We start from the raw sequence: 25,611 nt of genomic DNA, 5'->3' as shown, positions 1-25,611 counted from the left end.
CCGGTGCCCGGTCCTCGCGTCAGCGCTGGGCGGAGTCGGTCGGCTCGTTGACCGGGCGGGAGCTGGTCACGTCACCGGGCGCGGCCTGGATCGTGCGCTGCGCGGGAGCCGGCTCCTCGGCGGGCTGGGCGGAGGTGGCGTTCTGCTTGCCGCCGTCGTCCTTCATCGCCTTGGCCTCGCTCTTCAGGATGCGAGCGGACTTGCCGAGGGAACGAGCCATGTCCGGAAGCTTCTTGGAACCGAACACGAGGACGATGACCAGAACCAGGAGCACCAGGTGCCACGGCTCAAGTGCGTTGCGGAACATAAGTCTTCACCTTCTCACTGAGGCGGGGCGACGGCTTGTCCGACGGGCCGGACAAATGTCCGACCATCGTGCCGGCAGCGATCGTATCGCCCGGGGGTGAACGTCGGACACACCCCGTGCGTACTCCCGCTCTGCGGACCGCGCCTCGATCTACGGGCCGCGACCAGCAGCGTACCTGGCCGAAGCGGCAAGGTGACAGGGCGAAGTGACCCAAAGCGCATCACAGGACGACATCACAGGGCGTCCACCGCCCGCGCCGCGCTCACCGCCGACCGCTCCAGGTCCTCGGCGGCCCGGTTGATGCGCTGCGCGGAGTCCGCGACCTGCCGCCCCAGGCGCCGCGCCTCCACGAACACCCGGACGGCGAGTACTCCCAGGACGGCGAGTCCCAGGAACCCCATGGCTACGGCGAACATCGGCCAGAACATGACGCCGAGCCTAGACCGTCCGGCGGCCCGCGCCGCACCCGGCCGCACCGGGGCCCCGGCACGAGCGGCGGCCGGCTACACCGTCGAGTGAAGCCGCAGGGTGCGCACCCCGCCGTCGGTGAGCAGCTCGACGATGCGCTCCCCCGCCGGTTTGCGCACCGAGGCACCGCAGTCGGGACAGGTGAAGGAGTAGAACGTGGTCCGGTGGCTCGCGCCGATGGCCAGGCGCAGCGCGCTCGCGGCCAGCTCGAAGCGGCCCCGGCAGTCCGGGCAGCCGGCTCTGAACACCACGGGGGCCACGCCCCGCATCCCGGCGAAGGCGGTCGCCACCGTCACCCCGCTCGCACCGGACACCGTGGTCTCGCTCACAGCCGTCACTCCTCTTCCACCGGTCGATCCACCGGCCGTTCCGCCGGTCGCTCGCCATCCCGCCGCCCCGCCCGGCCCAGCGGCCCGGAGCGTTCCCACCGTAAGGAGCGGGCGGGCCCCGCCGTCCGGCGGCTCATCCGCGCACCCCGGCGGCGTCCGGCACCGGGCCCGGCGGAGTGTCGTACGCCGCCAGGGCCTCGCGGGCCGCACGGCGGGCGCTGTCGGCCAGCTCGGGCGGGGAGACGATCCGGCCGTCCCGGCCGAGGCGCAGCGCGAGGCGGCGCAGCGAGGCCGGCTCGGGGGTGCGCAGGGTGATGCGCAGCCCGCCGTCGGGCAGCTCCTCGGCGCTGTCGTGCGGGTAGTACTCGGCGACCCAGCGGCCGCCCGGCCCGACCTCGACGACCACCTCGGGATCCTCGGCGGCCGGCTGGACCAGCGCCTCGGACAGGTCGCGCAGCTCCACCTCGGGCGGCGCGGACGGCTCGTCCAGGACCCGGATCTCCGCGACCCGGTCGAGCCGGAAGGTGCGCCGGGCCTCGGAACGCCGGCACCACGCCTCGACGTAGGTGTGGCCGACGCTGACCAGGCGGATGGGATCGATCTCGCGCTCGGTGACCTCGTCGCGGGCCGGGGAGTAGTAGCGGATCCACAGCCGCCGGCGCTCGGAGATCGCACGGTCCACGTCGGCGAAGACGCCGCCCTCGGACTCGAAGGTCACCGACAGCCGGGAGCTGGCGCCCGCGGCCTCGCCCGCCGCGGTCTCCACCTTGGCGGTGGCACGCAGCAGGGCCTGCCGGTCGCCCTCCCGCAGACCCGGCAGGGTGGCGACGGCGCGGGCGGCCACCAGCAGGGCGGTGGCCTCGTCGGCGGCCAGGCGCAGCGGCTCGGCGGCCTCCTCGCCGAGCGCGGCCGGGTTGTGCCACCAGATGCGCTCGCCGTCGGTGTCGATGTCCAGCAGATCGCCGCCGCGGAAGCTGGTGCCGCACATGGGCAGGAGATCGAGGTCGGCGACCAACTCGTCCTCGGTGATCCCGAAGGCGCGGGCCACGTCCGCGATCCGGGCGCCCGGCCGCTCGCGCAGATACGTCACCAGCGACAGCATCCGCCGGGTCTGGTCGATGGCGTTGACGGCCCTGGCCGGTTTGCCTGCCACAGTCCCGCTCCCCCTCAGCCCTTGGCCACGGCGCGCAGCCGGTCCACCACGTCGGCCCGCAGCTCGGCCGGCTCCACGACCACCACATCGGGGCCGAACTCCACCAGCCAGGCATCCAGGCCGTGCCCGTACGGAATCTCCAACTCGTCCCAGCCGTCACCGAGTTCGCGCACCTTGGCGGCCTTCGCCCGCAGCGGGTAGCCGGCGCCGGAGCGCAGCCGGATCAGCGCCGAGCGGTCCGCGGTCTCGCCCGCCCAGCCCGCGACGGTCTCCCGCACCGTGACCACGTCGGGCACCGGCGCCGTGAACCCCGTACCGCGGGAGCGGACCTTGCCGGTGATCCGGGACAGCCGGAAGACACGCTCGGCGCCCCGCCCCCGGTCGAAGCCGGCCAGGTACCAGTGGCCGCGCCAGCACTCCAGCGCCCACGGCTCGACATGCCGGGGCTCGGGGTGGGCCGCGGAGGCCTTGCGGTAGTCGAACAGGACCGGACGGCGGTCGCGGCAGGCCAGCATCAGCGGCTCGAAGGCGGCCTCGTGCACCGGGATGCGCGGCTCCAGCGCGGCGTGCCCCTCGTACGGGTCGACCTCCTCGGGCAGCCCCGCGGCGCGCAGCTTCTGGAGGGCGCCACTGGCGGCACCGGCGAGCCTCGCCTGCTGCCAGACCTTGGCGGCCAGGCCCAGGGCCGCGGCCTCCTCGGCGTCCAGGGTGATGGGCGGCAACCGGTTGCTGTCACGGCGGGCGAGATAGCCGATCTCGCCGTCGATGTTCTCGACGGTCTCGATGACCAGCCCCAGCTCGCGCAGATCGTCCTTGTCGCGCTCGAACATCCGGTTGAAGGAGTCGTCGCTGCCGGCCGCCTTCTCGGGCCTCGCGGCCTCACCCCTGCCCGGCCTCGCGGCCTCACCCCTGCCCGGCCTCGCGGCCTCGACGTATGCCTCGATGGAGTCGCGCAGCTCGCGCTTGCTCAGCGGCCGTCGTGCGCCGAGCAGACACAGCGCGAGGTTCATCAGCCGCTCGGCCTTGGCAATGGCCATCGACGCCCTTCGCCTTCTGTTTTGTGCTTCCGACCGTCGACCGTACCGCTCCCGGGCGCGGTGACAAAAGCCGAGGGCCCATGCCCGGACGGGCATGGGCCCCAGACGGTCGGCTCCGGTCGGAAACGGCCGATGGCTCGGGTACGGCTCAGACCCCGAGCAGGTCCACCACGAAGATCAGCGTCTCGCCCGGCTTGATCGCCGGGGTCGGGCTCTGGTCGCCGTAGGCGAGGTGGGCCGGAATGGTCAGCTGGCGACGGCCGCCGACCTTCATGCCCTGCACACCACGGTCCCAGCCCGCGATGACCCGGCCGCCGCCCAGCGGGAAGCGGAACGGGGCGTTCCGGTTCCAGCTGGCGTCGAACTCCTCACCGGTGCTGAAGGCGACACCGACGTAGTGCACGGTGACGGTCTGACCCGCCTGCGCGACCGGCCCGTCGCCCTCCCAGATGTCCTTGATCTCAAGGTCCGCCGGGGGCGCGCCCTCGGGGAAGTCGATCTCGGGCTTCTCGATGCTCACGTCAAAAGCTCCTGCTTGTGTACGACACGAAACAGCGACAGTCTTTCATCTCCGCACCCCCGCCGCCCGACACGGACACCCCTCGCTACATCGCGGCCAGGATGTCCACCGTGAACACCAGCGTCGCCCCCTTGCCGACCGGGCTGCCGCTCGGCGGATTGTCGCCGTACCCCAGCTCCGGCGGCACCACGACCAGCACCCGGCTCCCCACCTTCTTGCCGACCAGCCCCTGCGCCAGACCCTTGACGGTCTCCTGCATCTGCGTCAGCGAGAACTGGCTCAGCCGCCCCGAACCGTAGGTCCGCTGGAACGTCTTGCCGCCCTCCCACACCAGCCCCTGGAACTGGCACAGCACCGCCTGGTCCGCCTTCAGCTCCGGACCGTCGCCCTCCAGCACATACGTGGAGACCAGCTTGCCCGGCGGGTCCGTGTGCGGCACGGTCACCACCGGCACCGTGCCGTTGGTGACCGTGCCGACCTTCGGCAGCGCCGCGTCGTTCTGCGGAACGGCCCGGCCGTGCGCCGAACTCTTCGAGTTGAACGAATCGATCACATCGATGACGAACACCAGCGTGTCCGTGCCCTTGATCCCCGCCTGCGGATTACCGGCCTTGCCATAACCCCAGGTCGGCGGCACCGCGATCTCCACCCGGCTGCCCGTCTTCTTCCCGATCAGCGCATACCGCCAACCGTCGATCAGACTGCCCTGGGCCAACTGCATCACCAGCGGCGCGTGCCGGTCGTACGAATTGTCGAAGACCTTGCCGGTGTCCCAGATCTGCCCGAGGTAGTCCGCCTTGATGAAGTCGTTCTCCGCGACCGTACGACCGCTGCCCGGGACCACCGTCCGCACCGCCAGGTTCTTCGACGGCGCCCCCTCACCCTTGGCCACCGTCGGCTTCTCGCCGAACCGCGTACCCGCCGTGATCGCCGGCAGCGGACCGTCCACGATCCTGGGTGGCGGCGCGCTGGGCGCCGAGGGCGACGGAGACGCGCCGGCCTCATTCGAACCGGACTTGCCGCCACAGCCGGTGAGCGTGACCAGTCCAGCGGGAACGGCGGCGATGAGAAGCGAACGTCGGCGCACGGAAGAGCCTCGTAATCGGTCGGTCTTGCGGATGACGTGCGCGCAACTCTACGACCGACACGGGCGCCGCACGCGAAACGCACGACGCCCGTGTGGCGCTGCGGCACTCCACCACCGCGACGCCTCCGCACCCGGAGCCCGTCCGAGCGCTACATCCCGGCGATCAGCTTCTCCACCCGGTCGTCCACCGAACGGAACGGGTCCTTGCACAACACGGTGCGCTGCGCCTGGTCGTTGAGCTTCAGATGCACCCAGTCGACCGTGAAGTCCCGGCGCTGCTCCTGCGCCCGCCGGATGAAGTCACCGCGCAGCCGTGCCCGAGTCGTCTGCGGCGGAACCGACTTGCCCTCGAAGATCCGCACGTCATTGCAGACCCGTGCCGCCTGGCCCTTCTTCTCCAGCAGGTAGTACAGCCCGCGCCGACGGTGGATGTCGTGGTACGCGAGGTCTATCTGGGCGACCCGCGGATGCGACATCGTCATGTTGTGCTTGGCCCGGTACCGCTCGATGAGCTTGTACTTCATCACCCAGTCGATCTCGGTCTCGATCCGGTCCAGCTCCTCCGTCTCGATCGCGTCCAGGGTGCGGCCCCACAGCTCCAGGACCCGCGCGACCGTACCCGTACGGATACCGCGGCGGTCGCAGAAGTCGACGGCCTTGTCGAAGTACTCGCGCTGCACCTCCAGCGCCGACGCCTCCCGGCCACTGGCCAGACGCACCTTGCGCCGCCCCGTGATGTCGTGACTGACCTCGCGGATCGCCCGGATGGGGTTCTCCAGGGTCAGGTCCCGCATCACCGTGCCCGCCTCGATCATCCGCAGCACCAGGTCGGTCGCGCCGACCTTCAGCAGCATCGTCGTCTCCGACATGTTCGAGTCGCCCACGATGACGTGCAGCCTGCGGTAACGCTCCGCGTCCGCGTGCGGCTCGTCACGGGTGTTGATGATCGGCCTGGAACGCGTCGTCGCCGACGACACGCCCTCCCAGATGTGCTCGGCCCGCTGACTCACGCAGTACACGGCACCCCGCGGAGTCTGCAGCACCTTGCCCGCGCCACACAGCAACTGCCGCGTGACCAGGAAGGGGATCAGAATGTCCGCGAGCCGGGAGAACTCGCCGTGCCGCGCCACCAGATAGTTCTCGTGGCAGCCGTACGAGTTGCCCGCCGAATCGGTGTTGTTCTTGAACAGGTAGACGTCGCCCGCGATTCCCTCCTCGTGCAGGCGTCGTTCCGCGTCCACCAGGAGTCCCTCGAGAATGCGCTCGCCGGCCTTGTCGTGGGTGACCAGTTCGATCACATTGTCACACTCGGGTGTCGCGTATTCCGGATGTGAGCCCACGTCGAGATACAGCCGGGCGCCGTTCCGCAGAAAGACATTGCTGCTGCGGCCCCATGACACGACACGGCGGAAGAGGTACCGCGCCACCTCGTCAGGCGACAGGCGGCGCTGTCCCCTGAACGTGCACGTGACGCCGTACTCGTTCTCCAGCCCGAAAATGCGGCGGTCCATGAGGGAACATTACGCCCGATCCGTGGAGCTGAAACGGGGTTCGACAGCACGATTTGGATCATTTTCCGATGAAGCCGCAATCACCGCCCCCCGCGCGGGAGCTGCGAGGACCCGCCCCGTCGCCAGCAACACCAGCAACGACACCGCCCCCGCCGCGCCCGGCACCGCGAAACCCCAGACGGTGCCGCCGGCCTGGACCACCGGCCCCGCGAGCCCCGTCCCCACCGACGCGCCCACCGTGAACGTCGTCACCAGCCACGAGAACGCCTCCGTGACCGTACCCCTCGGCGCGTGCCGGTCCACCAGGATGAACGCGCACGCGATGCACGGCGCGAGGAACACACCCGACACCACCGACAGCAGCACCATCGCCACCGCGCCCGGCATCAGCATCAAGGGCAGATAACACACCGCCAGAAGCGCCACCAGCACCCGCAGTCGCCGCTCCGGCACCCCCGCCCACTGCCGCGCCCCGTACACCGAGCCACCCACCAGCGCACCCAGCCCCAGCCCCGCCATCAACCAGCCGTACACCGCGTCACCGCCATGACCGTCCGCGTACGAGACCGACGCCACCGTGATCGAACCCAGCGCGATCCCCACGAACAGGAACGCGCCCAGCAACGCCAGCAGCCCCGGCGAACGCAGCGCGCCCAGCCAGTGCGCCTCCCGCGGCGCCGACCGCCACGCCCGCGACGGCGCCGACACCACCACCGACAGCGCGCCCAGCACACCCAGCACGTTCAGCACCAGCAGTGCCGCGCGCGCGTCCCACACGGACGCGCACAGCGTCACCAGCAGCGGCCCCACCGTGAACATGACCTCCTGGGCCACCGCGTCCATCGCGTACGCCGAGTGCACCTGCTCCTCACCGCGCAGCACGGACGGCCACAGGGCCCGCAGGCCGCCCTCCAGCGGTGGCGCGCACAGCCCGGACGCGGCCACGGCCGCGTACGCGAGCGGCAGCGGATCGGTGCCGGAGAACGCGAACACCGTCATCGACAGGGCCGCGAGGACGGCCGCGGGCAGCTGTACCCGCGGCTGTCCGTACAGATCCACCAGCCGGCCCAGCACCGGCTGCCCCACCGCGTTCGCCACGCCGTAGACCGCCGCCAGGGCGCCCGCCAGGCTGTACGTGCCGCCCGAGGCGCGCACGAACAGCACCAGGGCGATCGCGGCCGTCGCGTTCGGCAGCCGGCCCACCAGCGTGCCCGTCAGCAGGCGCAGCGCATGCCGCGCCCGGAGTATCTCCAGATAACCCGTGGCCATGTCGCGGCGCCTCCCGTGGCTCGCACGGGGCGCCTCGACGCCCCAGGTGTTACGTATAACTTCCGCTCTCATACGTACCATGTGCGCTGTTCAGGCGTCCAGGTGAAGGAGCAGGCCCCCAGTGGCACGCAGCAGCACGCGCCCAACCAGCCGGGACGTCGCCCACGCGGCCGGCGTCTCGCAGGCCGCCGTCTCCCTCGTCCTCGGCGACAAATGGCGCGGCCGCGTCTCCGAGGCCACCGCCGAGCGCGTCCGCCAAGCCGCCCGCGCCCTCGACTACCGGCCCAACCTCGCCGCCCGCAACCTCCGCCTCGGCCGCACCCGCACCGTCCTGCTCGTCGTCCCCGCCCTCACCACGGAATTCTTCGCCGGTGTCTACACCGGCGCCGCCCGCGTCGCCGCCGAGCACGGCTTCGGTGTCGTCCTCTACCCCTCCCCCGAAGGCATCGGTCCGGCCCGCGACCCGTTCGCCTCCGCCCAGGCCGCCCTCGACGGCGTCCTGGCCTCCTCCATGGCCGCCGACGCCCTCACCGCCATCCGCGGCGACCGCCTCCCCCTCGTCATGCTCGACAGCGACCCCACCGGCAGCCCCGGCGCCGCCACCGTCAACCTCGACATCGCCGACGGCATCCGCCAGGTCGCCGACCACCTCCTCGGCCTCGGTCACCGCCGCATCCTCCACCTCGCCGCCGACGTACCCTCCTGGACCTTCGAAGCCCGCGCCCGCGCACTCGGCGCCCGCCTCGCCGCCGTCCCCGGCACCGGACTCCGCACCGCCCGCGCGCCCATCTCCATCGAGGGCGCCCGCGCCGCCGCCGAGACCGCCCTCACCACCCCAGGGCCGCGCCCCACCGCGATCGTCTGCGACGACGACAAACTCGCCGCCGGCGCCTACAAGGCCCTGCGCCGCCTCGGCCTGCGCGTCCCCGACGACGTCTCCGTCACCGGCATCGACGACCTCGCCCTCGCCACCGCCCTCGACCCCGAACTCACCACCGTCCACCTCGACGCCGAACTCTTCGGCGAACGCGGCATGCACGCCCTGCTGGCCGTCCTGGAGGGCCACGAGCCCGCGGGGGGCGACATCCCGGTCGAACTCGTCGTACGAGGCTCCACGGCGCCCCCACGGACGCCCCGGCCGCACGCGTGAACGGCGGTGTGCCCCGGCCGGAATGACGGCCGGGGCACACCGGGACGAAGAAAGCGGCGGATCACTCCGCCTCGTCGGACTCCTCCGAGCCCGCCGAAGCCGAACCCTCGCCCTGCGCCTCCAGCAGACGCGCCAGCTGGCGGCCCACGATGCGCTTGAACTTGCGCTTCTGCGGACGCGTACGGTCCAGCACCGCGACCTCCAGCCGCTCCGCCGGAATCTCCCGCTCGCTGCCGTTGGTGTCCCGCGACAGCGCCTGCACCGCCAGCTTCAGCGCCTCCGCCAGGCTCATCCCGTCCCGGTGGCGCTGGTCCAGGAAGCCACTGATCTGCTCCGCGTTACCGCCCACCGCGACCGAACCGTGCTCGTCCACGATGGAACCGTCGTGCGGCAGCCGGTAGATCTGGTCGCCCTCCGGGGTCTCCCCCACCTCCGCGACCACCAGCTCCACCTCGTACGGCTTCTCGGCCGCCGAGGAGAAGATGGTGCCGAGCGTCTGGGCGTACACGTTGGCCAGACCGCGGGCCGTCACGTCGTCCCGGTCATAGGTGTAGCCACGCAGGTCGGCGTAACGGACGCCGCCGATGCGCAGGTTCTCGTACTCGTTGTACTTGCCGGCCGCCGCGAAGCCGATCCGGTCGTAGATCTCGCTGAACTTGTGCAGCGCACGGGACGGGTTCTCGCCGACGAACACGATGCCGTCGGCATACTGCATGACCACCAGGCTGCGGCCACGGGCGATGCCCTTGCGGGCGTACTCCGCCCGGTCGGCCATGGCCTGCTGGGGTGAGACATAGAACGGCGTCGACACCGGTTATCCGTCCCTTTCTGTCATGGTCACTGTGATCACCTTGTCAAGAACCGGGCCGCCGCCTCAGAGCAGGGCGGCCTTGGGGCCGTCCGGCTCCTCCAGGCGCCGCTGGAGCACCGAACGGGAGATCTCGGCGGCCTCTTCCGCGGTGAGCCGGCGGAAACCGTCCTCGGTGATCACGGTGATGATCGGGTAGATCCGGCGGGCGACGTCGGGACCACCGGTCGCCGAGTCGTCGTCGGCCGCGTCGTAGAGGGCCTGCACCACCAGCGTGACGGCCTGCTCCTCCGTCAGGTCGTCACGGAACAGCTTCTTCATCGCACCCCGGGCGAAGATCGAGCCCGAGCCCGTCGCCGCGAAGTTGTGCTCCTCGGAACGGCCGCCGGTCACGTCGTACGAGAAGATGCGGCCCTTGTCCCGGTCCACGTCGTACCCCGCGAACAGGGGCACCACGGCCAGGCCCTGCATGGCCATGCCGAGGTTGGAGCGGATCATCGTCGACAGCCGGTTCGCCTTGCCCTCCAGGGACAGCTGGGCGCCCTCGACCTTCTCGAAGTGCTCCAGCTCCAGCTGGAAGAGCTTCACCATCTCCACGGCGAGACCGGCGGTGCCCGCGATGCCCACCGCGGAGTACTCGTCGGCCGGGAACACCTTCTCGATGTCCCGCTGCGCGATCACATTGCCCATGGTGGCCCTGCGGTCACCGGCGAGCACCACGCCGCCGGGGAAGGTCACCGCCACGATGGTGGTGCCGTGCGGGGCCTCGATCACCCCCTGTGTCGGCGGCAGCTGCCGATTGCCCGGCAGCATGTCCGGCTGGTGCCCGGCGAGGAAGTCCATGAAGGAGGAGGATCCTGGCGTCAGGAAGGCAGCTGGTAGACGCCCGGTGCTACGAGTGTTGGCTTCCACACGTTTCCTTCCACGTATGCAGCAGCCCGCCTTATCACCTCGGGCTGATCCTTGAACTGCCCCAGCGCAGCGTTGCAGCTGAAGCACAGTACGCCACGGACCCTACCCGTCTCGTGACTGTGATCCACATGTGCGGGCGGCGCCGCGAGACAGACGCAGCAGACGCCGCCTCGGGAGGCGATGCGCAGGTCGCGTTCGGTCTCGGTGAGGCCGTATGCGCGCTTGGGATAGCCGGCCCTGTTCCGCCCGGCACGGCAGGGGCGGCAGTAGCTCGCCCAACCGTCGGACGAGGACGCGTTCCGCTCCCACTCGGAGCGGGGCTTCACCTCTCGGCACTGCGGGCAGCGCCTATGCCCGACAGGGACCGCCACCTTCTGCCGGACGGCCTTGCCCTCGGCCTGCCGGCGCCGCCGGTAGTGCGCGGCGCCGTACTCGGCCACGCACTCCCGGCAGTACACCTGAAGACCGTCGCGCCGGTTCCTGTCCCTCGCGAAGGCCGCGAGAGGCAGGTTCCGCCCGCACTTCCCGCATTCCTTGGCTCTCGGCTCCTCGGCCATCCACCCCCACGACCTTCGCTTCGAAGGTTAGGCGACCAATTCGCCTTTACTCTCCACCCTTTTGCACGAAGGACCGAACGAAATCCTCTGCGTTCTCCTCAAGTACGTCATCGATCTCGTCCAGGACGGAGTCCACGTCGTCCGACAGCTTCTCCTGTCGCTCCTTGAGGTCCTCCGAGGCCTGCGCGTCCTGCGCCTGCTCCTCGACCTCCTCGGTGGACCGTGTGGCCTTCTGCTGGCCGCCGCCGGTGTCCTTGGTCGCCATAACCTCACCCCGCTCAGTTAGCCTGCCGATCGGTGATGATCAGACCCTACAAGCCGGGTCCGACATCGGCCCCGCAGTTTCCTCCAACGTACGGGGGCCATCTCGATGATTCCCGGGCGGCGGGACTTCCACCCGCCGCCGCGGACCGCACCGAGTACCCCCCTGGCCCCGCTCACCCGCCCGAAAGGACCCTGACCAGGTCTTCCGCGGTGCGGCAGCGGTCCAGCAGCTCCTTGACGTGATTTCGCGTTCCGCGTAGCGGTTCCAGGGTTGGGACGCGCTGGAGGGAGTCCCGTCCGGGGAGGTCGAAGATGACCGAGTCCCAGCTGGCCGCGGCGACGTCGTCGGCGTACTGCTCCAGGCAGCGGCCGCGGAAGTACGCCCGGGTGTCCTCCGGAGGCTTCGTACGCGCCCTGTCGACCTCGGCCTCGTCCAGCAGGCGCTTCATCCTGCCGCGGGCCGCGAGACGGTTGTACAGGCCCTTCTCGGGCCGTACGTCGGCGTACTGGAGGTCGACCAGGTGCAGCCGCGCGGCGTCCCAGTCGAGGCCGTCCCGGCGGCGGTAGCCCTCCATGAGTTCGCGCTTGGCGACCCAGTCCAGTTCGCCGGCGAGGCTCATGGGGTCGTTCTCGAGCCGGGTGAGGGTGTCCTCCCAGCGGGCGAGGACGTCCTTGGTCTGCTCGTCGGCATCGGCTCCGTGCCGTTCCTCGACGTACTTGCGGGCCAGCTCGTAGTACTCCATCTGGAGCTGCACGGCGGTGAGCGTGCGGCCGCTGCGGAGGGTGACCAGGTGCTTGAGGCTCGGGTCGTGGGAGACCTGGTGGAGGGTGCGGACCGGCTGGTCCACGGCCAGGTCGACCGCGATGAAGCCGTCCTCGATCATGGCGAGGACCAGCGAGGTGGTGCCGAGCTTGAGGTAGGTGGAGATCTCCGAGAGGTTGGCGTCGCCGATGATCACGTGCAGCCGGCGGTACTTCTCGGCGTCCGCGTGCGGTTCGTCGCGGGTGTTGATGATGGGGCGCTTGAGGGTGGTCTCCAGACCGACCTCGACCTCGAAGTAGTCGGCGCGCTGGCTGAGCTGGAAGCCGTGCTCGTGGCCGTCCTGGCCGATGCCGACGCGGCCGGCGCCGGCGAAGACCTGGCGGGAGACGAAGAAGGGCGTCAGGTGGCGCACGATGTCCGAGAACGGGGTCTCGCGCCGCATGAGGTAGTTCTCGTGGGTGCCGTAGGAGGCGCCCTTGTTGTCGGTGTTGTTCTTGTAGAGGTGGATGGGCTGGGCTCCGGGGAGCTGTGCGGCCCGCTCGGCGGCCTCGGCCATGATGCGTTCGCCGGCCTTGTCCCACAGGACGGCGTCGCGGGGGTTCGTGACCTCGGGGGCGCTGTACTCGGGGTGGGCGTGGTCGACGTAGAGCCGTGCGCCGTTGGTGAGGATCACGTTGGCGAGGCCGATGTCCTCGTCGGTGAGCTGGCTGGCGTCGGCGGCCTCCCGGGCGAGGTCGAAGCCTCGCGCGTCGCGTAGCGGGTTCTCCTCCTCGAAGTCCCAGCGGGCCCGGCGGGCCCGGTGCATCGCCGCCGCGTAGGCGTTGACGATCTGGGACGAGGTGAGCATGGCATTGGCGTTGGGGTGGCCGGGGACGGAGATCCCGTACTCCGTCTCGATGCCCATTACTCGCCGTACGGTCATGCGGCCCTCCTTGCCCGGCGGCACCCTCGGTGATGGGCGCCGCTCACGTACCGCTGGCGCTCCGGTGCGTGTGCGGTGCCCGTGCCCGCACTGCGCGACTCGGCGGTAGGAAAGAGCCTAGAACGCCTTTGCGCTGGTGGGGAGATCATTCGCGTCATTGCCTGCTCCGGTCGTGGCCAGAAAAGCAGTCGGCTGCGGGTACCCGCCGTGGGCACCCGCAGCCGCCCCGCTTTTTACAGGTACTGACCGGTGTTCGCCACCGTGTCGATGGAGCGCCCGGTGTCCGCGCCCTGCTTTCCGGTGATGAGGGTGCGGATGTAGACGATCCGCTCGCCCTTCTTTCCGGAGATACGGGCCCAGTCGTCGGGGTTGGTGGTGTTGGGCAGGTCCTCGTTCTCCTTGAACTCGTCCACGCATGCCTGGAGGAGGTGGGAGACGCGAAGGCCCTTCTGGTCCTTTTCGAGGAAGTCCTTGATCGCCATTTTCTTGGCGCGGCCCACGATGTTCTCGATCATGGCGCCGGAGTTGAAGTCCTTGAAGTAGAGGACTTCCTTGTCGCCGTTGGCGTAGGTGACCTCCAGGAAGCGGTTTTCCTCGGATTCGGCGTACATCTGCTCGACCGCGGTCTGGATCATGGCCTGGACCGTGGCGCTCTTGTCGCCGCTGTGTTCGGTGAGGTCCTCCGTGTGGAGCGGGAGGCGCTCGGTGAGGTACTTGCCGAAGATGTCCTTGGCGGCCTCGGCGTCGGGACGCTCGATCTTGATCTTCACGTCGAGCCGGCCGGGGCGCAGGATGGCGGGGTCGATCATGTCCTCGCGGTTGGAGGCGCCGATGACGACCACGTTCTGGAGGCCTTCGACGCCGTCGATCTCGGCGAGGAGCTGGGGGACGATGGTGTTCTCGACGTCGGAGCTGACACCGGAGCCGCGGGTGCGGAAGAGCGACTCCATCTCGTCGAAGAAGACGATGACGGGAGTGCCCTCGCTGGCCTTCTCGCGGGCGCGCTGGAAGACGAGGCGGATCTGGCGTTCGGTCTCGCCGACGTACTTGTTGAGGAGCTCGGGGCCCTTGATGTTGAGGAAGAAGCTCTTGCCGGCGGCCTGGCCGGTGACCTCGGCGACCTTCTTGGCGAGGGAGTTGGCGACGGCCTTGGCGATGAGGGTCTTGCCGCAGCCGGGGGGGCCGTAGAGCAGGACGCCCTTGGGCGGGCGCAGCTCGTGCTCCTTGAAGAGGTCGGGGTAGAGGTAGGGCAGTTCGACGGCGTCGCGGATGGCCTCGATCTGGTTGCCGAGTCCGCCGATGGCTTCGTAGCCGATGTCGGGGACCTCTTCGAGGACGAGTTCCTCGACCTCGCTCTTGGGGACGACCTCGTAGACGTACCCGGAGCGGGGTTCGAGCAGGAGGGCGTCGCCGGGTCGGATGGTGACGTCGAGGAGCGGTTCGGCGAGGCGGACCACTCGTTCTTCGTCGGTGTGTCCGAGGACGAGGGCGCGTTCGCCGTCCTCGAGGATCTCCTTGAGGGTGACGATGTCACCGACGCGCTCGAATTCCATGGCCTCGACCACGTTGAGCGCTTCGTTGAGCATGACTTCCTGGCCGCGTCGCATCTCGTCGAGGTCGACGCTCGGGCTGACGTTCACGCGGAGTTTGCGGCCGCCGGTGAAGATGTCGGCGGTGCCGTCCTCGTTGGCTTGCAGGAAGACTCCGAAGCCGGCCGGCGGCTGGGCGAGCCGGTCGACTTCCTCCTTGAGGGCCACGATCTGGTCGCGGGCCTCGCGGAGGGTGTTGGCCAGTCGTTCGTTCTGGGCGGACACGCCGGCCAGGTTGGTCTGCAGCTCGACGATCCGCTCTTCGAGAATCCTCGTGTGTCGCGGAGAGTCGGCGAGCTTGCGTCGCAGGACGGCGATCTCCTGCTCAAGGTAAGCGATCTGCCCGGCCGGGTCGTCGGACCCGCGTCCCGGGCGGATGCCGCGGTTCATGTCGTCGTCGTGGGCTGCCACGGTCCTCACCTCCTCCAAGGGGAGCTGGACGCTTCCAGACCCTACCTGGGTGGGTGTCGATTGAAACCCCTAGATCACAATGACTGTCAAGGTGTGTCGTCGGTCACCCGGTGCGCACTCCCTCGCACGGAGGGGATACCCACTCAACGTGATGGGGAAGCGGCTTGTTCCATGGTTGGCGTGGTCGAAACCCTTCGGGGGTGGCCGGAGTTGTCGGCTCCGGCCGGGGTGGGCGGTTGCGCGGGCAGGCCGGAGGGCGCTCGTACGGTCATCACGTAGAGCGACGGTCGGGCTTGGCGGTGTCATCGTGGGCCTGGCTGGAAGTGTGCGTCGGGTGGGTGGGGCGTCCTGTTCCTGGTCGAGCGCTCGTACCCGAGCCGGCGGGGGCGGAAACCCGGGGTGGCCGGAGGCGGCCGGTTCCGGGGGCCGGGGGTAGGGTCGGGCGTGTTCGACTGCCGCTGGAGTGGTCCCGGCCGGTACGGGCTGTGCCGGGGGTGCGGCGTACCGATGTCAGGAGAGATGACCGTGCAGCAGGAGGCCCCGGCCGGGGAGGCGCTGGAGGTCTGGATCGACCAGGACCTGTGTACCGGCGACGGGATCTGTGCCCAGTATGCCCCGGAGGTGTTCGAACTGGACATCGACGGTCTGGCCTATGTGAAGGGCGCGGACGACGAGCTGCTCCAGGCCCCGGGCGCGACGACGCCGGTGCCGCTGCCGTTGCTCACGGACGTGGTGGACTCGGCCAGGGAGTGCCCCGGTGAGTGCATCCATGTGCGCAGGGTTTCGGACAGGGTGGAGGTGTACGGTCCCGACGCGGAGTGAGCCGCGTTTTCCGGACGCCGTGTCGTCAGACGCTGTGGGCCCCGGCCGGTGTGGTGCGCAGGAAGGTTTTGCCGTTCCAGTGCCACGCTGCCGGGGTTTTCGTGTCGGGGCAGCAGCGGGGCACGGCGTCGGAGGAGTAGCCGAACAGGGTGGCGGTGACGGTGCCGGTGTGTATCGCGAAGTCGGTGACGGTGAGCCGGTCCTCGGGGGCGACGAGGGTGGCGACGACGCGGGGGGTGTGGCCGTCGGCGGCGCGGGTGAGGACGTAGACGCCGTCGGGCGGGGTGCCCATGGCGGTGTCGCAGTGGACGACGGCGGCGGTTTCGGGCCGGCCGTCGCCGTCGAGGTCGCCGGTGGCCTTCTTGACGACGACGGCCTTCTCGGTTCCGCAGGACAGGGGGAAGGCGACGCCGGTGGTGGCGGGTGGTGCGGCGGCCGTGGGGGCGTGGGCCGCTCTGGTGCCCGTGGCCGGCTGGGCGGCGGTGGCCGATCCGGGCTGGACGAGGGAGGAGAGGGCCACGACGCCGGCGACGGCGGTGGCTGTGGCGAGCCAGTGGATGGGGCGGGTATGGGTGTGGGCGAGCTCCGGAACGGCGGATTGCTGCACTAGGAGTGTCTCCTGTGAGGGCTGTGCCGGGGGGGGTGGCCAGCCATGGTGCCACACGTCGTGGTGCGGGGGAACGGCGGGGTCGGGATTTCCGGTGGTGGCGGGACCGCGCGGGCGGCTCGCCGGCCGTCCGGGGTTCTGGCGCCCTGTCAACGAGGGGGCGCCGTGACCGAGTTCCCGCGTGTGGTGGGGAACTGGGGCACGGCGCCCTGGTGTTGTGCCGGGTGCGGGTGGCTCAGCGGCCCGTGCCGCCGTCGGCGTTGGGTCCTGCGTAGTCCTCGCCGTAGGCGCCCTTGGCGGGGCGGCGGCGGCGCATGGGGGGCTCGACGCCGTCGGCGAGGCGGCGGGCGGTGAGCAGGAAGCCGGTGTGGCCGATCATGCGGTGGTCGGGACGGACGGCGAGGCCCTCGATGTGCCAGTTGCGGATCATGGTCTCCCAGGCGGTCGGCTCGTTGAAGCAGCCGATCTCGCGGATGGATTCCACGGTGCGCGCGAGCTGGGTGGTGGTGGCCACGTAGCAGCACAGGATGCCGCCGGGGACGAGCGCCTTGGAGACGGCTTCGAGGCATTCCCAGGGGGCGAGCATGTCGAGGATGACGCGGTCGACGTCGGTGTCGGACAGGTTGTCCTGGAGGTCGCCGACGGTGAGCTGCCAGGCGGGGTGGGGGCCGCCGAAGTAGCGTTCCACGTTCTGCCGGGCGATCTCGGCGAAGTCGTCGCGGCGCTCGTAGGAGTGCAGCATGCCCTGGTCGCCGATGGCCCGCAGCAGGAAGCTGCTGAGGGAGCCGGAGCCGACCCCTGCCTCGACGACGCGGGCGCCGGGGAAGATGTCGGCGAAGGCGAGGATCTGCCCCGCGTCCTTCGGGTAGACGACGGCTGCCCCGCGGGGCATGGACAGGACGTAGTCGGGGAGCAGGGGGCGCAGCGCGAGGTAGGCCACGTTGCCGGTGGTGCGGACAACGCTGCCCTCGGGAGCACCGATCAGTTCGTCGTGCGGGAAGGAACCCTTGTGGGTGTGGAAGTTCTTTCCGGCTTCGAGCGTGAACGTGTAGTGGCGGCCCTTGGGGTCGGTCAGCTGTACCTGGTCCCCGACCTTGAAGGGCCCGCGCCTGCGGGCGGCACCGGTCGGTTCGGACATGTGACCAGCCTACCGGGTCCCTGCCGGGGGCTTGACCCGCGGAAGGGACGGGAGCGGGCCGCCTGCCGTCAGGCGGGGCGGGCCATGGCCCTGACGAAGGCGCGTTCCACGTCGGCGGCGGACAGGACGCCGTAGATCTCGCCGGTGGGCTCGACGACGAGGTACTCGGTGGCGGGGGCGGCGCGCAGGGCGTCGAGGAGTTCTTCGCCGGCGAGTTCGGCGGAGACGCGCATGTCGTCGGTGAGGTCCTGGGCGAGGCTGCTGACGGGGACCCAGGGGCGGCGGTGCTCGGGTACGCCGACGATGGCGGACTCGCGGACCAGGGAGAGAGGGCGGCCGTCGGCGTCGACGACGACGAGGGCGCGGGCGCCGGCGGCGTTGGCACGGCGCAGGGCTTCCGAGAGGGGGGTGTCGGTCTCGACGGGTACAGCGCGGCGGGTGAGGGTGCGGGCGCGCAGTTCGGGGAGGTGTTCGCGCAGCCTGGCCATGCGCAGGCTGTTGCCGGCGCCGGTCCAGATGATCGCGGCGAGGATGGCGGCGAGCAGGGCGTCGGTGACGGTGTCCATGCCGCCGGTGTCCTCGGTGCCGCCGCCGAAGGTGCTGGAGGAGTTGAGCAGGGGCAGTCCGACGAGGACGGCGACGGCGAGGGCGCGGCCCACCCAGGCGGCGGCGACGGTGCCGCTCATGGGTTTGCCGGTGATCTTCCAGACGACGGCGCGGAGCATGCGGCCGCCGTCGAGGGGGAGGCCGGGCAGGAGGTTGAAGGCGGCCACGATGAGGTTGGAGACCATGAGGCCGGCGAGGAGGACGCCGGGGACGGTGCCGGCCTGGACGGGCTTCATGGCGAGGTAGAAGAGGCCGGCGAGGACGAGGGAGAGCAGGGGGCCGACGAAGGCCAGCACGAACTCCCTGCCCGGCGTCTCGGCCTCTTTCTCGATCTCGGAGACGCCGCCGAAGAACTGGAGCTGGATGCGGCGGACGGGGAGTTTGAAGCGGATCGCGGCCACGGTGTGGGCGAGTTCGTGCACCAGTACGGAGGCGTAGAAGGCGACCGCGAAGAAGAGCGACACGAGGTAGCGGGCGTATCCCAGGTCGGGGAGCACCCGGTCGAGCTGTCCGCCGAAGACCCAGGTGATCAGCGCGGCGACGAGGAACCAGCTGGGCGCCACGTACACGGGCACGCCGAAGGGCCGCCCCATGAGAATGCCTCCGCCGGGCTCCTTGGGGGGCCGCGGGGGTTCGCCCTTGGCCATTCCGGGGCCGCCGGGGGGTTCGGAGTGGGCGAGGGTGCGGTGGGGGGCGGGGTGGGGTTCGGACGCGGCCTCGCGGTGGGGCTCGGGGTGGGTTTCCGGTTCGGACGCGGGCTCGCGGTGGGGCTCGGGATGGGTTTCCGGTTCGGACGCGGGCTCGGGGTCGGGCTCGCGGTGGGGTGCCGGGCGGGAGGCCGGGCCGTCGGCGGGTGCGGGGCCGTCCTGGCCGGGCCGGCCGTCCCGACCGGCCGGGTCGGTCCGGTCGTCGTCCTGGGCGGCCGCGCCCTCCGGAACGTCCGGCCGGTCCGTGCCGTCGGACTCGGCCCCGGGGGCCTCGGCGGCCGGGGCTGCCGTGTCGGGGCCGCCCTCGGGGGGTGCCGGGGGGCTGGGGGGCGTTGGGACTGCGGGGTGGTCGGTCGGCTGGTCGTCGCCGGACCGCGGCTGCCCGCTCGCGCCGCTCACGTCCACGGTGTCCCCTCGTTCGAAGCGTCTTCCGCGCCTCTTGGGGCGGAAGGGTCTCTGATCGATGGTATGCGGCCTTGGTGGCACGTTTCGCCCCGGCACCCCTTGAATTTCCCCTTGGTCAGGCGTCCGCCCGAGCCGGTGGCGGGTCACTGTCGGTGGTGGGCCGTATGGTCTGTGGACATGGACACCAGCTTCGAGGAGGCGGGAGCCGCGCCGGGCGGCCCCGAGCCGACGGACCCGCCCGCGGCGGCGACGGAGGCGCCGAGCCCCCCTGCCGTACCGAGCCCCTCGCCCGCGCCGGACCCCTCGGCCGCCGAAGCCGGTGGAGCCGCCGGGGCCGGTGAGGCAGCCGTCACCGGAACCGCCGAGGCCGTCGGCAGGCGCCCGGCCGTCGCGCCCACCTCGCTCTCCCCCTCCCGCGCCGGTGACTTCATGCAGTGTCCGTTGCTGTACCGGTTCCGGGTGATCGACCGGTTGCCGGAGAAGCCGAGCGAGGCGGCGACGCGGGGCACGCTGGTGCACGCGGTGCTTGAGCGGTTGTTCGACGCGCCCGCCGGGGAGCGGACCGCGCCGCGGGCCAGGTCGCTGGTGCCGGGTCAGTGGGACCGGCTGCGCGAGAGCCGCCCGGAGCTTGCGGAGCTGTTCGCGGACGATGCGGACGGGCAGCGGCTGGCGCGGTGGCTGGGTGAGGCCGAGCGGCTGGTGGAGCGCTGGTTCACGCTGGAGGATCCGACGCGGCTGGAGCCGGCCGAGCGGGAGCTGTTCGTGGAGGCCGAGCTGGAGTCGGGGCTGCGGCTGCGCGGCATCATCGACCGGGTGGACGTGGCACCGACCGGCGAGGTGCGGATCGTCGACTACAAGACGGGCAAGGCGCCGCGGCCGGAGTACGCGGAGAGCGCGCTGTTCCAGATGAAGTTCTACGCGCTGGTGGTGTGGCGGCTGAAGGGCGTCGTGCCGCGCCGGCTTCAGCTGGTGTACCTGGGCAGCGGTGACGTGCTGACGTACGACCCGGCGCCCGCCGATCTGGAGCGGGTGGAGCGCAGGCTGCGCGCGCTGTGGGACGCCATCCGGCAGGCCACCGAGAGCGGCGAGTGGCGGCCGCGGCCGACGAAACTGTGCGGCTGGTGCGATCACCAGGCGCACTGCCCGGAGTTCGGGGGCACTCCCCCGCCGTATCCGCTGCCGGTGAGGGCGCGGGAGTCGGGCGAGGCGCCGCAGGGCAGAATGGGCGCGGACTAGCGAAGGAGTGTCACGTGGCCATCCGCGTCCTACTGGTCGACGACCAGCCCCTGCTGCGTACGGGTTTCCGGATGATCCTGGAGGCCGAGCAGGATCTCGCGGTCGTGGGCGAGGCCGGTGACGGTCTCCAGGCCCTCGATCAGGTGCGGGCCCTGCAGCCGGACGTCGTGCTGATGGACATCCGTATGCCGCGGATGGACGGGGTCGAGGCGACCCGGCAGATCAGTGGTCCGGGGCGGGACGGTCCGGCGAAGGTGCTGGTGCTGACGACCTTCGACCTGGACGAGTACGTGGTGGAGGCGCTGCGTGCCGGTGCCAGCGGCTTCCTGCTGAAGGACGCGCCCGCCGACGAGCTGGTGCAGGCGATCCGGGTGGTGGCGGGCGGCGAGGCGATGCTGGCGCCGAGCATCACGCGCCGGCTGCTGGACAAGTACGCGACGCATCTGCCCTCGGGCGAGGAGCCGGTTCCGGACACCCTGCACACGCTCACGGACCGTGAGGTGGAGGTGCTGAAGCTGGTGGCGCGGGGGTTGTCGAACGCGGAGATCGCGGCGGATCTGTTCGTGAGCGAGACGACCGTCAAGACGCATGTCGGGCATGTGCTGACCAAGCTGGGTCTGCGGGACCGGGTGCAGGCGGCGGTGTACGCGTACGAGAGCGGTCTGGTGCGGCCCGGCGCGCAGTAGGCCGCGAAGGGCACTGACGGGCTGCCGGTGGAAGCCCGTTCGGTACGGCGGCGACACGGAAGGGGGCGCCCCTCTCCTCGTGAGGAGAGGGGCGCCCCCTTCCGTGTCGTGCCGGCGGGTCAGCCGCCCACGCCCCGGCCGAGCTCCCAGAGCTGCAGCGAGGACGAGGAGTTGACGGCGTAGGCGACGCCCGTGATGTCGTCGCGGGCGGCGATGTACTGCTTGCCCTGCCACAGCGGGAGGACCGGGACGTCGTCCGCGACGATGTCCTGGATCGCGGTGAGGCTGTCCGCGGCCGAGAGGCGGTTGGCGTCGCGGCGGGACTGCGGGATCAGGGTGCGCTGGATGGTGCTGTTGGAGTACGGCGAGTTGAGGAAGTTGTCCTTGTCGAGGAACGGCGCGAGGAAGTTGTCGGCGTCGGGGAAGTCCGGGAACCAGCCCATGCCGTAGACGTCGTACTGGCCCTTCTCCTCGGCCGGGCGGAAGGTCTCCCAGGGGTGGCCCTGGATGGTGACGTCGAACAGGCCGCTGTCGTTGAGCTGCTTCTGCAGGACCTCGAACTCCTGCTTGGTGGCCGAGCCGTAGTGGTCGGTGGTGTAGTGCATGGTCAGCTTCACCGGGGTGGTGATGCCGGCCTTGGTCAGCAGGTCCTTGGCCTTGGCGGCGCTGGGGTTGCCGTACTTGTTGAAGAACGAGTTGGAGTGCCCGGTGACGGTGGCCGGGACCAGCGAGTACAGCGGTTCGGCCTCGGTGCCGTAGACCTTCGAGACCAGTTCGCCCCGGTTGATGAGCTGGGCCATGGCCTGGCGTACGGCCTTGGACTTCACGGTGGGCGCGCCGGTGTTGAAGGCGAGGTAGCGGATTTCGAGGCCCGGCATGTCGACGAGGTCGACCTTCTCGTCGCTGCCGGAGTCCAGCTTCTGGATCTGGGCGGGCGACATGGTGCGGGTCATGACGTCGATGTCACCCTTGTCGATGGCGGCGCCCATGGCGTCGCCGTCGGCGTAGGAGCGCACCACGACCTTGTCGTTGTGCACCGTCTGAGCCCCCTTGTAGTGGGGGTTCTTGGCGAAGGTGACGCTGACGATCGCGTCGCCCTTGACCTCGGCCTGGAAGGTGTACGGGCCGGAGCCGTCCAGGTGGAAGCCGTCGCGCAGGGAGTCCTTCGGGTAGTCCTTGGGGTCGAGGATGCCCGCGACCGGGGTGGACAGCTTGTACGGGAAGGTGGCGTCGGCCGTCTTGAGGTGGAAGACGACCTCGCGGTCACCCTGCGTCTCGATGGTGTCGATGGTGTTCAGCAGCGAGGAGACACCGCTGTCGGCCTTGATGTGCAGGGCGCGCTCGATGGAAAACTTCACGTCCTGGGCGGTCACCGGGTCGCCGTTTGCGAACGTGAGGCCCTCGCGCAGCTTGCACGCGTAGCGCTCGCTGCCGCTGTCGGTGAAGCCGCAGCTTTCGGCGGCGTCGGGGACCGGGTCGCCCTCGCCCTTGGGCTCGGCCATGAGGGTCTGGACGGTCTGGCGCAGGAGGTTCCAGGTGCCGACGTCGTAGGCGTAGGCCGGGTCGATGGGCGCGGGGGCGTCCTTGGTGACGGTGAACCGGTCCGTGGTGCCGACGACGATGGCGTCGCCGCCCTTGCTCCCGCTGCCCGATCCGCCGCACGCGGCGAGGACCGGGGTGAGCAGGCCGGCCACCGCCGGCAGCACCAAAGTCTTGCGGTTCATGCGGGGGTTTCTCCAGAGCTGTTCGGGTCCGTGTTTCCGGCATGCTTGGGTGGCGCGCGGCGGAACACGGGGGTTTCTTCGGCGATGTTCTCGCGACGAGATTAGTCCGCGCTCCGAGGGGCGTTCACAAGCGCGTGAGTTGACCCCTCATCACGCTGTGAAACCGGGCGTGGACACACCGAAAACCCGACAGCGGCAGGATTAGTGCAGCGTCTCACCAATCGGGACACAAGGGCCCGCCGATCCTGGTCGAACCGGGCCGGTCGGCACACTCGCCCGGCATTGTCGAGGCCCGTGACGGTGGCGAACGTCACACAGTCAACTATCCGAAGGGCCCGTCGAATTCGGCCGTGCGGGCTTGCCGCGAATTTCCCTGGATGTACTTCCGTGGATATTTGACTGCCCGGACCAATGGCCATTGCACGCTGGGTGAACGGCTAGGGCATTTCCGTCATCAGGCTGTGCAGAAATGCGAGGTCCACGTGTTCCAGGGAGGGGACGACGGTGCGTCGTTCGGCCGGGCCGATGGGGGCGAGGGAGGGCACGGCCACGACGCGGCAGCCGGCGGCCTCGGCGGCGGCGACGCCGGTGGAGGTGTCCTCGACGACGGCGCATCGGGCGGGGTGGGCGCCGAGTCCGGTGGCGGCGAGGAGGTAGGGGTCGGGGAAGGGCTTGGTGCGGGTGACCTCGTCACCGGCGATGGACAGGGCGAAGTGGTGCGCGCCGAGGACGGTGAGGACACGGTCGATGATGCGCCGGTGGGAGGCGGAGACGAGGGCGGTGGGGATGCCGTGCTGGTGCAGTTCGGCGAGCAGGCGGGCGGCGCCGGGTTTGAGCGGCAGGCCGGTGCTGATGCGGTCCTCGAAGCCGTCGTTGAGCAGGACGCTGAGTTCGGCGAGGGTGATGTCGGCGCCGGTGGCCTCGATGAGGAAGCCGGCGCTGCGGGTCATCGGACCGCCGACGACGACGTGCTTCCAGGAGTCGTCCAGGGTGTGGCCGAGGGTGGCGAAGACCTCCACCTCGACGTCCCACCAGAAGCCCTCGGTGTCCACCAGGGTGCCGTCCATGTCGAGGAGCACCGCCTGCAGGGCGGAGCCTTCGGCCGAACGGGTTCCGAGCGCGGGGACCGTGCTGGTCATCCGGGCGCACCTCCTTGAGGGACGATCAGGCCGGCTCCCATGCGGGAACCGGCCTGCGGTGGACCGACCAGTGTACGACTCCGCCCGTCGATGCGCTTCGTTTATCACCCATGGGACGGGGTATGCCGAAAAGCACCCCGGCGGGGGCCCCGAGGGCGTTGTGTCATGCCCTGGGTGGAGGACTCACCGGGCGTTGAAGTACTTCGCCTCCGGGTGGTGGATCACGATCGCGTCCGTGGACTGCTCGGGGTGGAGCTGGAACTCCTCCGAGAGGTGCACACCGATGCGCTCGGGCTCCAGCAGCGTGGCGATCTTGCCGCGGTCCTCCAGGTCGGGGCACGCGCCGTAACCGAGGGAGAAGCGGGCGCCGCGGTACTTCAGGGCGAACATGTCCTCGATGTCGGCCGGGTCCTCACCACCGAAACCGAGTTCGGTGCGGACGCGGGCGTGCCAGTACTCGGCGAGGGCCTCGGCCAACTGGACGGACAGGCCGTGCAGTTCGAGGTAGTCGCGGTAGGCGTTGGCCTCGAAGAGCCTGGCCGTCTCCTCGCCGATGCGGGAGCCGACGGTGACGACCTGGAAGCCGACGACGTCGGTCTCGCCGGACTCCTCGGGACGGAAGAAGTCGGCCAGGCACAGGCGCCGGCCGCGACGCTGGCGCGGGAAGGTGAACCGGGTGCGCTCGTTGCCCTGTTCGTCCAGGACGATGAGGTCGTCGTCCTTGGACACGCAGGGGAAGTAGCCGTAGACCACGGCCGCTTCGAGCAGGTTCTCCGTCTGGAGCCGGTCCAGCAGACCGCGCAGCCGGGGCCGGCCCTCGGTCTCGACGAGTTCCTCGTACGACGGTCCCTCGCCGGTGCGGACCTGCTTCAGCCCCCACTGGCCCTTGAAGAGGGCGCCCTCGTCCAGCCAGGACGCGTACTCCTTGAGCTGGATGCCCTTGACGACGCGGGTGCCCCAGAACGGCGGTGCGGGCACGGGGTTGTCGGTGGCGACGTCGGAGCGGACGTGGCCCTCCTCCGGGCGCTCGGCCACCTCGGCGACCGGGGTGGCCCGCACCCGGCGCTGCCGCAGCTCGGGCAGCTTCGCACCGGGCACGCCGCGCTTGACGCCGATCAGGGCGTCCATCAGACGCAGGCCCTCGAAGGCGTCGCGGGCGTAGCGGACCTCGCCCTGGTAGATCTCGTGCAGGTCCTGCTCCACATACGCCCGGGTCAGCGCCGCCCCGCCCAGGATGACGGGGTACTTGCCCGCCAGGTCGCGCTGGTTCAGCTCCTCCAGGTTCTCCTTCATGATCACCGTGGACTTCACCAGCAGCCCGGACATCCCGATCACATCCGCACGGTGCTCCTCGGCGGCCTCCAGGATCGCCGAGACGGGCTGCTTGATGCCCAGGTTGACCACGTTGTAGCCGTTGTTCGACAAGATGATGTCGACCAGGTTCTTGCCGATGTCGTGGACGTCGCCGCGCACGGTGGCCAGCA

Annotated in this window: 25 protein-coding genes; 4 read left to right on the top strand and 21 right to left on the bottom strand. The window is 70.5% G+C overall.

What is annotated here, in order from left to right; translation table 11 throughout:
- Positions 1–19: 19 nt before the first annotated feature.
- The 9 genes from tatA to QSK45_RS24905 all read right to left on the bottom strand — a co-directional run bounded on the left by tatA (position 20) and on the right by QSK45_RS24905 (position 7,681).
- Positions 20–307: a Sec-independent protein translocase subunit TatA gene (tatA, locus tag QSK45_RS24945; protein ID WP_285560578.1), complete on the bottom strand. Its 288-nt coding sequence runs from the start codon at positions 305–307 to the stop codon at positions 20–22.
- A gap of 233 nt (positions 308–540) precedes the next feature.
- On the bottom strand, positions 541–735 hold the full coding sequence (locus QSK45_RS24940; protein WP_046424376.1) for a hypothetical protein: 195 nt from the start codon (positions 733–735) through the stop codon (positions 541–543).
- A 75-nt stretch (positions 736–810) separates the two neighbouring features.
- Positions 811–1,104 carry a hypothetical protein gene (locus tag QSK45_RS24935; protein WP_285560572.1) on the bottom strand — a complete coding sequence of 98 codons (294 nt, stop codon included), beginning with the start codon at positions 1,102–1,104 and terminating at the stop codon, positions 811–813.
- Positions 1,105–1,237: 133 nt separating this feature from the next.
- Entirely contained in the window at positions 1,238–2,257 is a 1,020-nt protein-coding gene (locus tag QSK45_RS24930; protein ID WP_285560570.1) for a helix-turn-helix transcriptional regulator, read from the bottom strand.
- Between the two features lie 14 nt (positions 2,258–2,271).
- Positions 2,272–3,294: a helix-turn-helix transcriptional regulator gene (locus QSK45_RS24925; protein WP_285560563.1), complete on the bottom strand. Its 1,023-nt coding sequence runs from the start codon at positions 3,292–3,294 to the stop codon at positions 2,272–2,274.
- 148 nt (positions 3,295–3,442) lie between these two features.
- Positions 3,443–3,814 (bottom strand): FKBP-type peptidyl-prolyl cis-trans isomerase, encoded by a 372-nt coding sequence (locus QSK45_RS24920; RefSeq protein WP_285560561.1) that lies wholly within the window; start codon positions 3,812–3,814, stop codon positions 3,443–3,445.
- 85 nt (positions 3,815–3,899) lie between these two features.
- Positions 3,900–4,901 (bottom strand): FKBP-type peptidyl-prolyl cis-trans isomerase, encoded by a 1,002-nt coding sequence (locus tag QSK45_RS24915; RefSeq protein ID WP_285560559.1) that lies wholly within the window; start codon positions 4,899–4,901, stop codon positions 3,900–3,902.
- Between the two features lie 149 nt (positions 4,902–5,050).
- Entirely contained in the window at positions 5,051–6,412 is a 1,362-nt protein-coding gene (gene pafA / locus QSK45_RS24910; protein ID WP_285560555.1) for a Pup--protein ligase, read from the bottom strand.
- A 9-nt stretch (positions 6,413–6,421) separates the two neighbouring features.
- Complete coding sequence (locus QSK45_RS24905; RefSeq protein WP_285560553.1) at positions 6,422–7,681, bottom strand: MFS transporter; 1,260 nt, start codon at positions 7,679–7,681, stop codon at positions 6,422–6,424.
- A 121-nt stretch (positions 7,682–7,802) separates the two neighbouring features.
- Between QSK45_RS24905 and QSK45_RS24900 the strand changes: the two genes are divergently transcribed.
- The gene (locus tag QSK45_RS24900; protein ID WP_285560551.1) at positions 7,803–8,831 is read left to right on the top strand and encodes a LacI family DNA-binding transcriptional regulator; all 1,029 of its coding nucleotides are present in this window, start codon (positions 7,803–7,805) and stop codon (positions 8,829–8,831) included.
- A gap of 61 nt (positions 8,832–8,892) precedes the next feature.
- Here QSK45_RS24900 and prcA read toward each other — a convergent pair whose 3' ends face one another.
- The 6 genes from prcA to arc all read right to left on the bottom strand — a co-directional run bounded on the left by prcA (position 8,893) and on the right by arc (position 15,057).
- On the bottom strand, positions 8,893–9,642 hold the full coding sequence (prcA, locus tag QSK45_RS24895; protein ID WP_285560549.1) for a proteasome subunit alpha: 750 nt from the start codon (positions 9,640–9,642) through the stop codon (positions 8,893–8,895).
- 63 nt (positions 9,643–9,705) lie between these two features.
- Positions 9,706–10,551, bottom strand: coding sequence for a proteasome subunit beta (gene prcB / locus QSK45_RS24890; RefSeq protein WP_285560547.1), 846 nt, complete (start codon positions 10,549–10,551; stop codon positions 9,706–9,708).
- Positions 10,503–11,108, bottom strand: a complete 606-nt coding sequence (locus QSK45_RS24885; protein ID WP_285560544.1) for an endonuclease VII domain-containing protein — start codon at positions 11,106–11,108, stop codon at positions 10,503–10,505. Before QSK45_RS24885 ends, prcB begins: the two co-directional genes overlap by 49 nt.
- A 46-nt stretch (positions 11,109–11,154) precedes the next feature.
- A complete protein-coding gene (locus QSK45_RS24880; protein WP_011027899.1) occupies positions 11,155–11,373 on the bottom strand; it encodes a ubiquitin-like protein Pup in 219 nt (72 codons plus the stop codon).
- Positions 11,374–11,545: 172 nt separating this feature from the next.
- Positions 11,546–13,057 carry a depupylase/deamidase Dop gene (gene dop, locus QSK45_RS24875; protein WP_395482548.1) on the bottom strand — a complete coding sequence of 504 codons (1,512 nt, stop codon included), beginning with the start codon at positions 13,055–13,057 and terminating at the stop codon, positions 11,546–11,548.
- 233 nt (positions 13,058–13,290) lie between these two features.
- Complete coding sequence (gene arc, locus QSK45_RS24870; protein ID WP_285560536.1) at positions 13,291–15,057, bottom strand: proteasome ATPase; 1,767 nt, start codon at positions 15,055–15,057, stop codon at positions 13,291–13,293.
- A gap of 519 nt (positions 15,058–15,576) precedes the next feature.
- Between arc and QSK45_RS24865 the strand changes: the two genes are divergently transcribed.
- Positions 15,577–15,879 carry a ferredoxin gene (locus QSK45_RS24865; protein WP_285560535.1) on the top strand — a complete coding sequence of 101 codons (303 nt, stop codon included), beginning with the start codon at positions 15,577–15,579 and terminating at the stop codon, positions 15,877–15,879.
- 25 nt (positions 15,880–15,904) lie between these two features.
- On the opposite strand, the gene QSK45_RS24860 is transcribed toward QSK45_RS24865, so the two are convergent.
- The 3 genes from QSK45_RS24860 to QSK45_RS24850 all read right to left on the bottom strand — a co-directional run bounded on the left by QSK45_RS24860 (position 15,905) and on the right by QSK45_RS24850 (position 19,342).
- Entirely contained in the window at positions 15,905–16,486 is a 582-nt protein-coding gene (locus tag QSK45_RS24860; protein WP_285560533.1) for a hypothetical protein, read from the bottom strand.
- Positions 16,487–16,721: 235 nt separating this feature from the next.
- On the bottom strand, positions 16,722–17,624 hold the full coding sequence (locus QSK45_RS24855) for a tRNA (adenine-N1)-methyltransferase (RefSeq protein ID WP_285560531.1): 903 nt from the start codon (positions 17,622–17,624) through the stop codon (positions 16,722–16,724).
- Positions 17,625–17,692: 68 nt separating this feature from the next.
- Entirely contained in the window at positions 17,693–19,342 is a 1,650-nt protein-coding gene (locus QSK45_RS24850) for a site-2 protease family protein (protein ID WP_285560529.1), read from the bottom strand.
- Positions 19,343–19,519: 177 nt separating this feature from the next.
- Here QSK45_RS24850 and QSK45_RS24845 point away from each other — a divergent pair, with 177 nt between their 5' ends.
- Both QSK45_RS24845 and QSK45_RS24840 read left to right on the top strand, forming a co-directional pair.
- Positions 19,520–20,578, top strand: coding sequence for a RecB family exonuclease (locus QSK45_RS24845; RefSeq protein ID WP_490993615.1), 1,059 nt, complete (start codon positions 19,520–19,522; stop codon positions 20,576–20,578).
- Positions 20,579–20,592: 14 nt separating this feature from the next.
- Positions 20,593–21,264, top strand: a complete 672-nt coding sequence (locus QSK45_RS24840; RefSeq protein WP_285560525.1) for a response regulator — start codon at positions 20,593–20,595, stop codon at positions 21,262–21,264.
- A 119-nt stretch (positions 21,265–21,383) separates the two neighbouring features.
- Here the strand turns inward: QSK45_RS24840 and QSK45_RS24835 are convergent, their stop codons facing one another.
- From QSK45_RS24835 to QSK45_RS24825, 3 genes are all read right to left on the bottom strand, one after another.
- Entirely contained in the window at positions 21,384–22,988 is a 1,605-nt protein-coding gene (locus QSK45_RS24835) for an ABC transporter substrate-binding protein (protein WP_285560523.1), read from the bottom strand.
- Between the two features lie 437 nt (positions 22,989–23,425).
- Positions 23,426–24,127 carry an HAD family hydrolase gene (locus tag QSK45_RS24830; RefSeq protein ID WP_285560521.1) on the bottom strand — a complete coding sequence of 234 codons (702 nt, stop codon included), beginning with the start codon at positions 24,125–24,127 and terminating at the stop codon, positions 23,426–23,428.
- Positions 24,128–24,310: 183 nt separating this feature from the next.
- Positions 24,311–25,611: vitamin B12 dependent-methionine synthase activation domain-containing protein (locus QSK45_RS24825; RefSeq protein ID WP_285560514.1), on the bottom strand; the 1,301-nt coding region annotated here is incomplete at its 5' end.

Source organism: Streptomyces hygroscopicus subsp. hygroscopicus, from assembly GCF_030269125.1.
Lineage (GTDB): Bacteria > Actinomycetota > Actinomycetes > Streptomycetales > Streptomycetaceae > Streptomyces > Streptomyces hygroscopicus_C.
The sequence above is the reverse complement of the archived record's forward strand: the minus strand, read 5'-3'. Positions and strand labels throughout refer to the sequence as shown.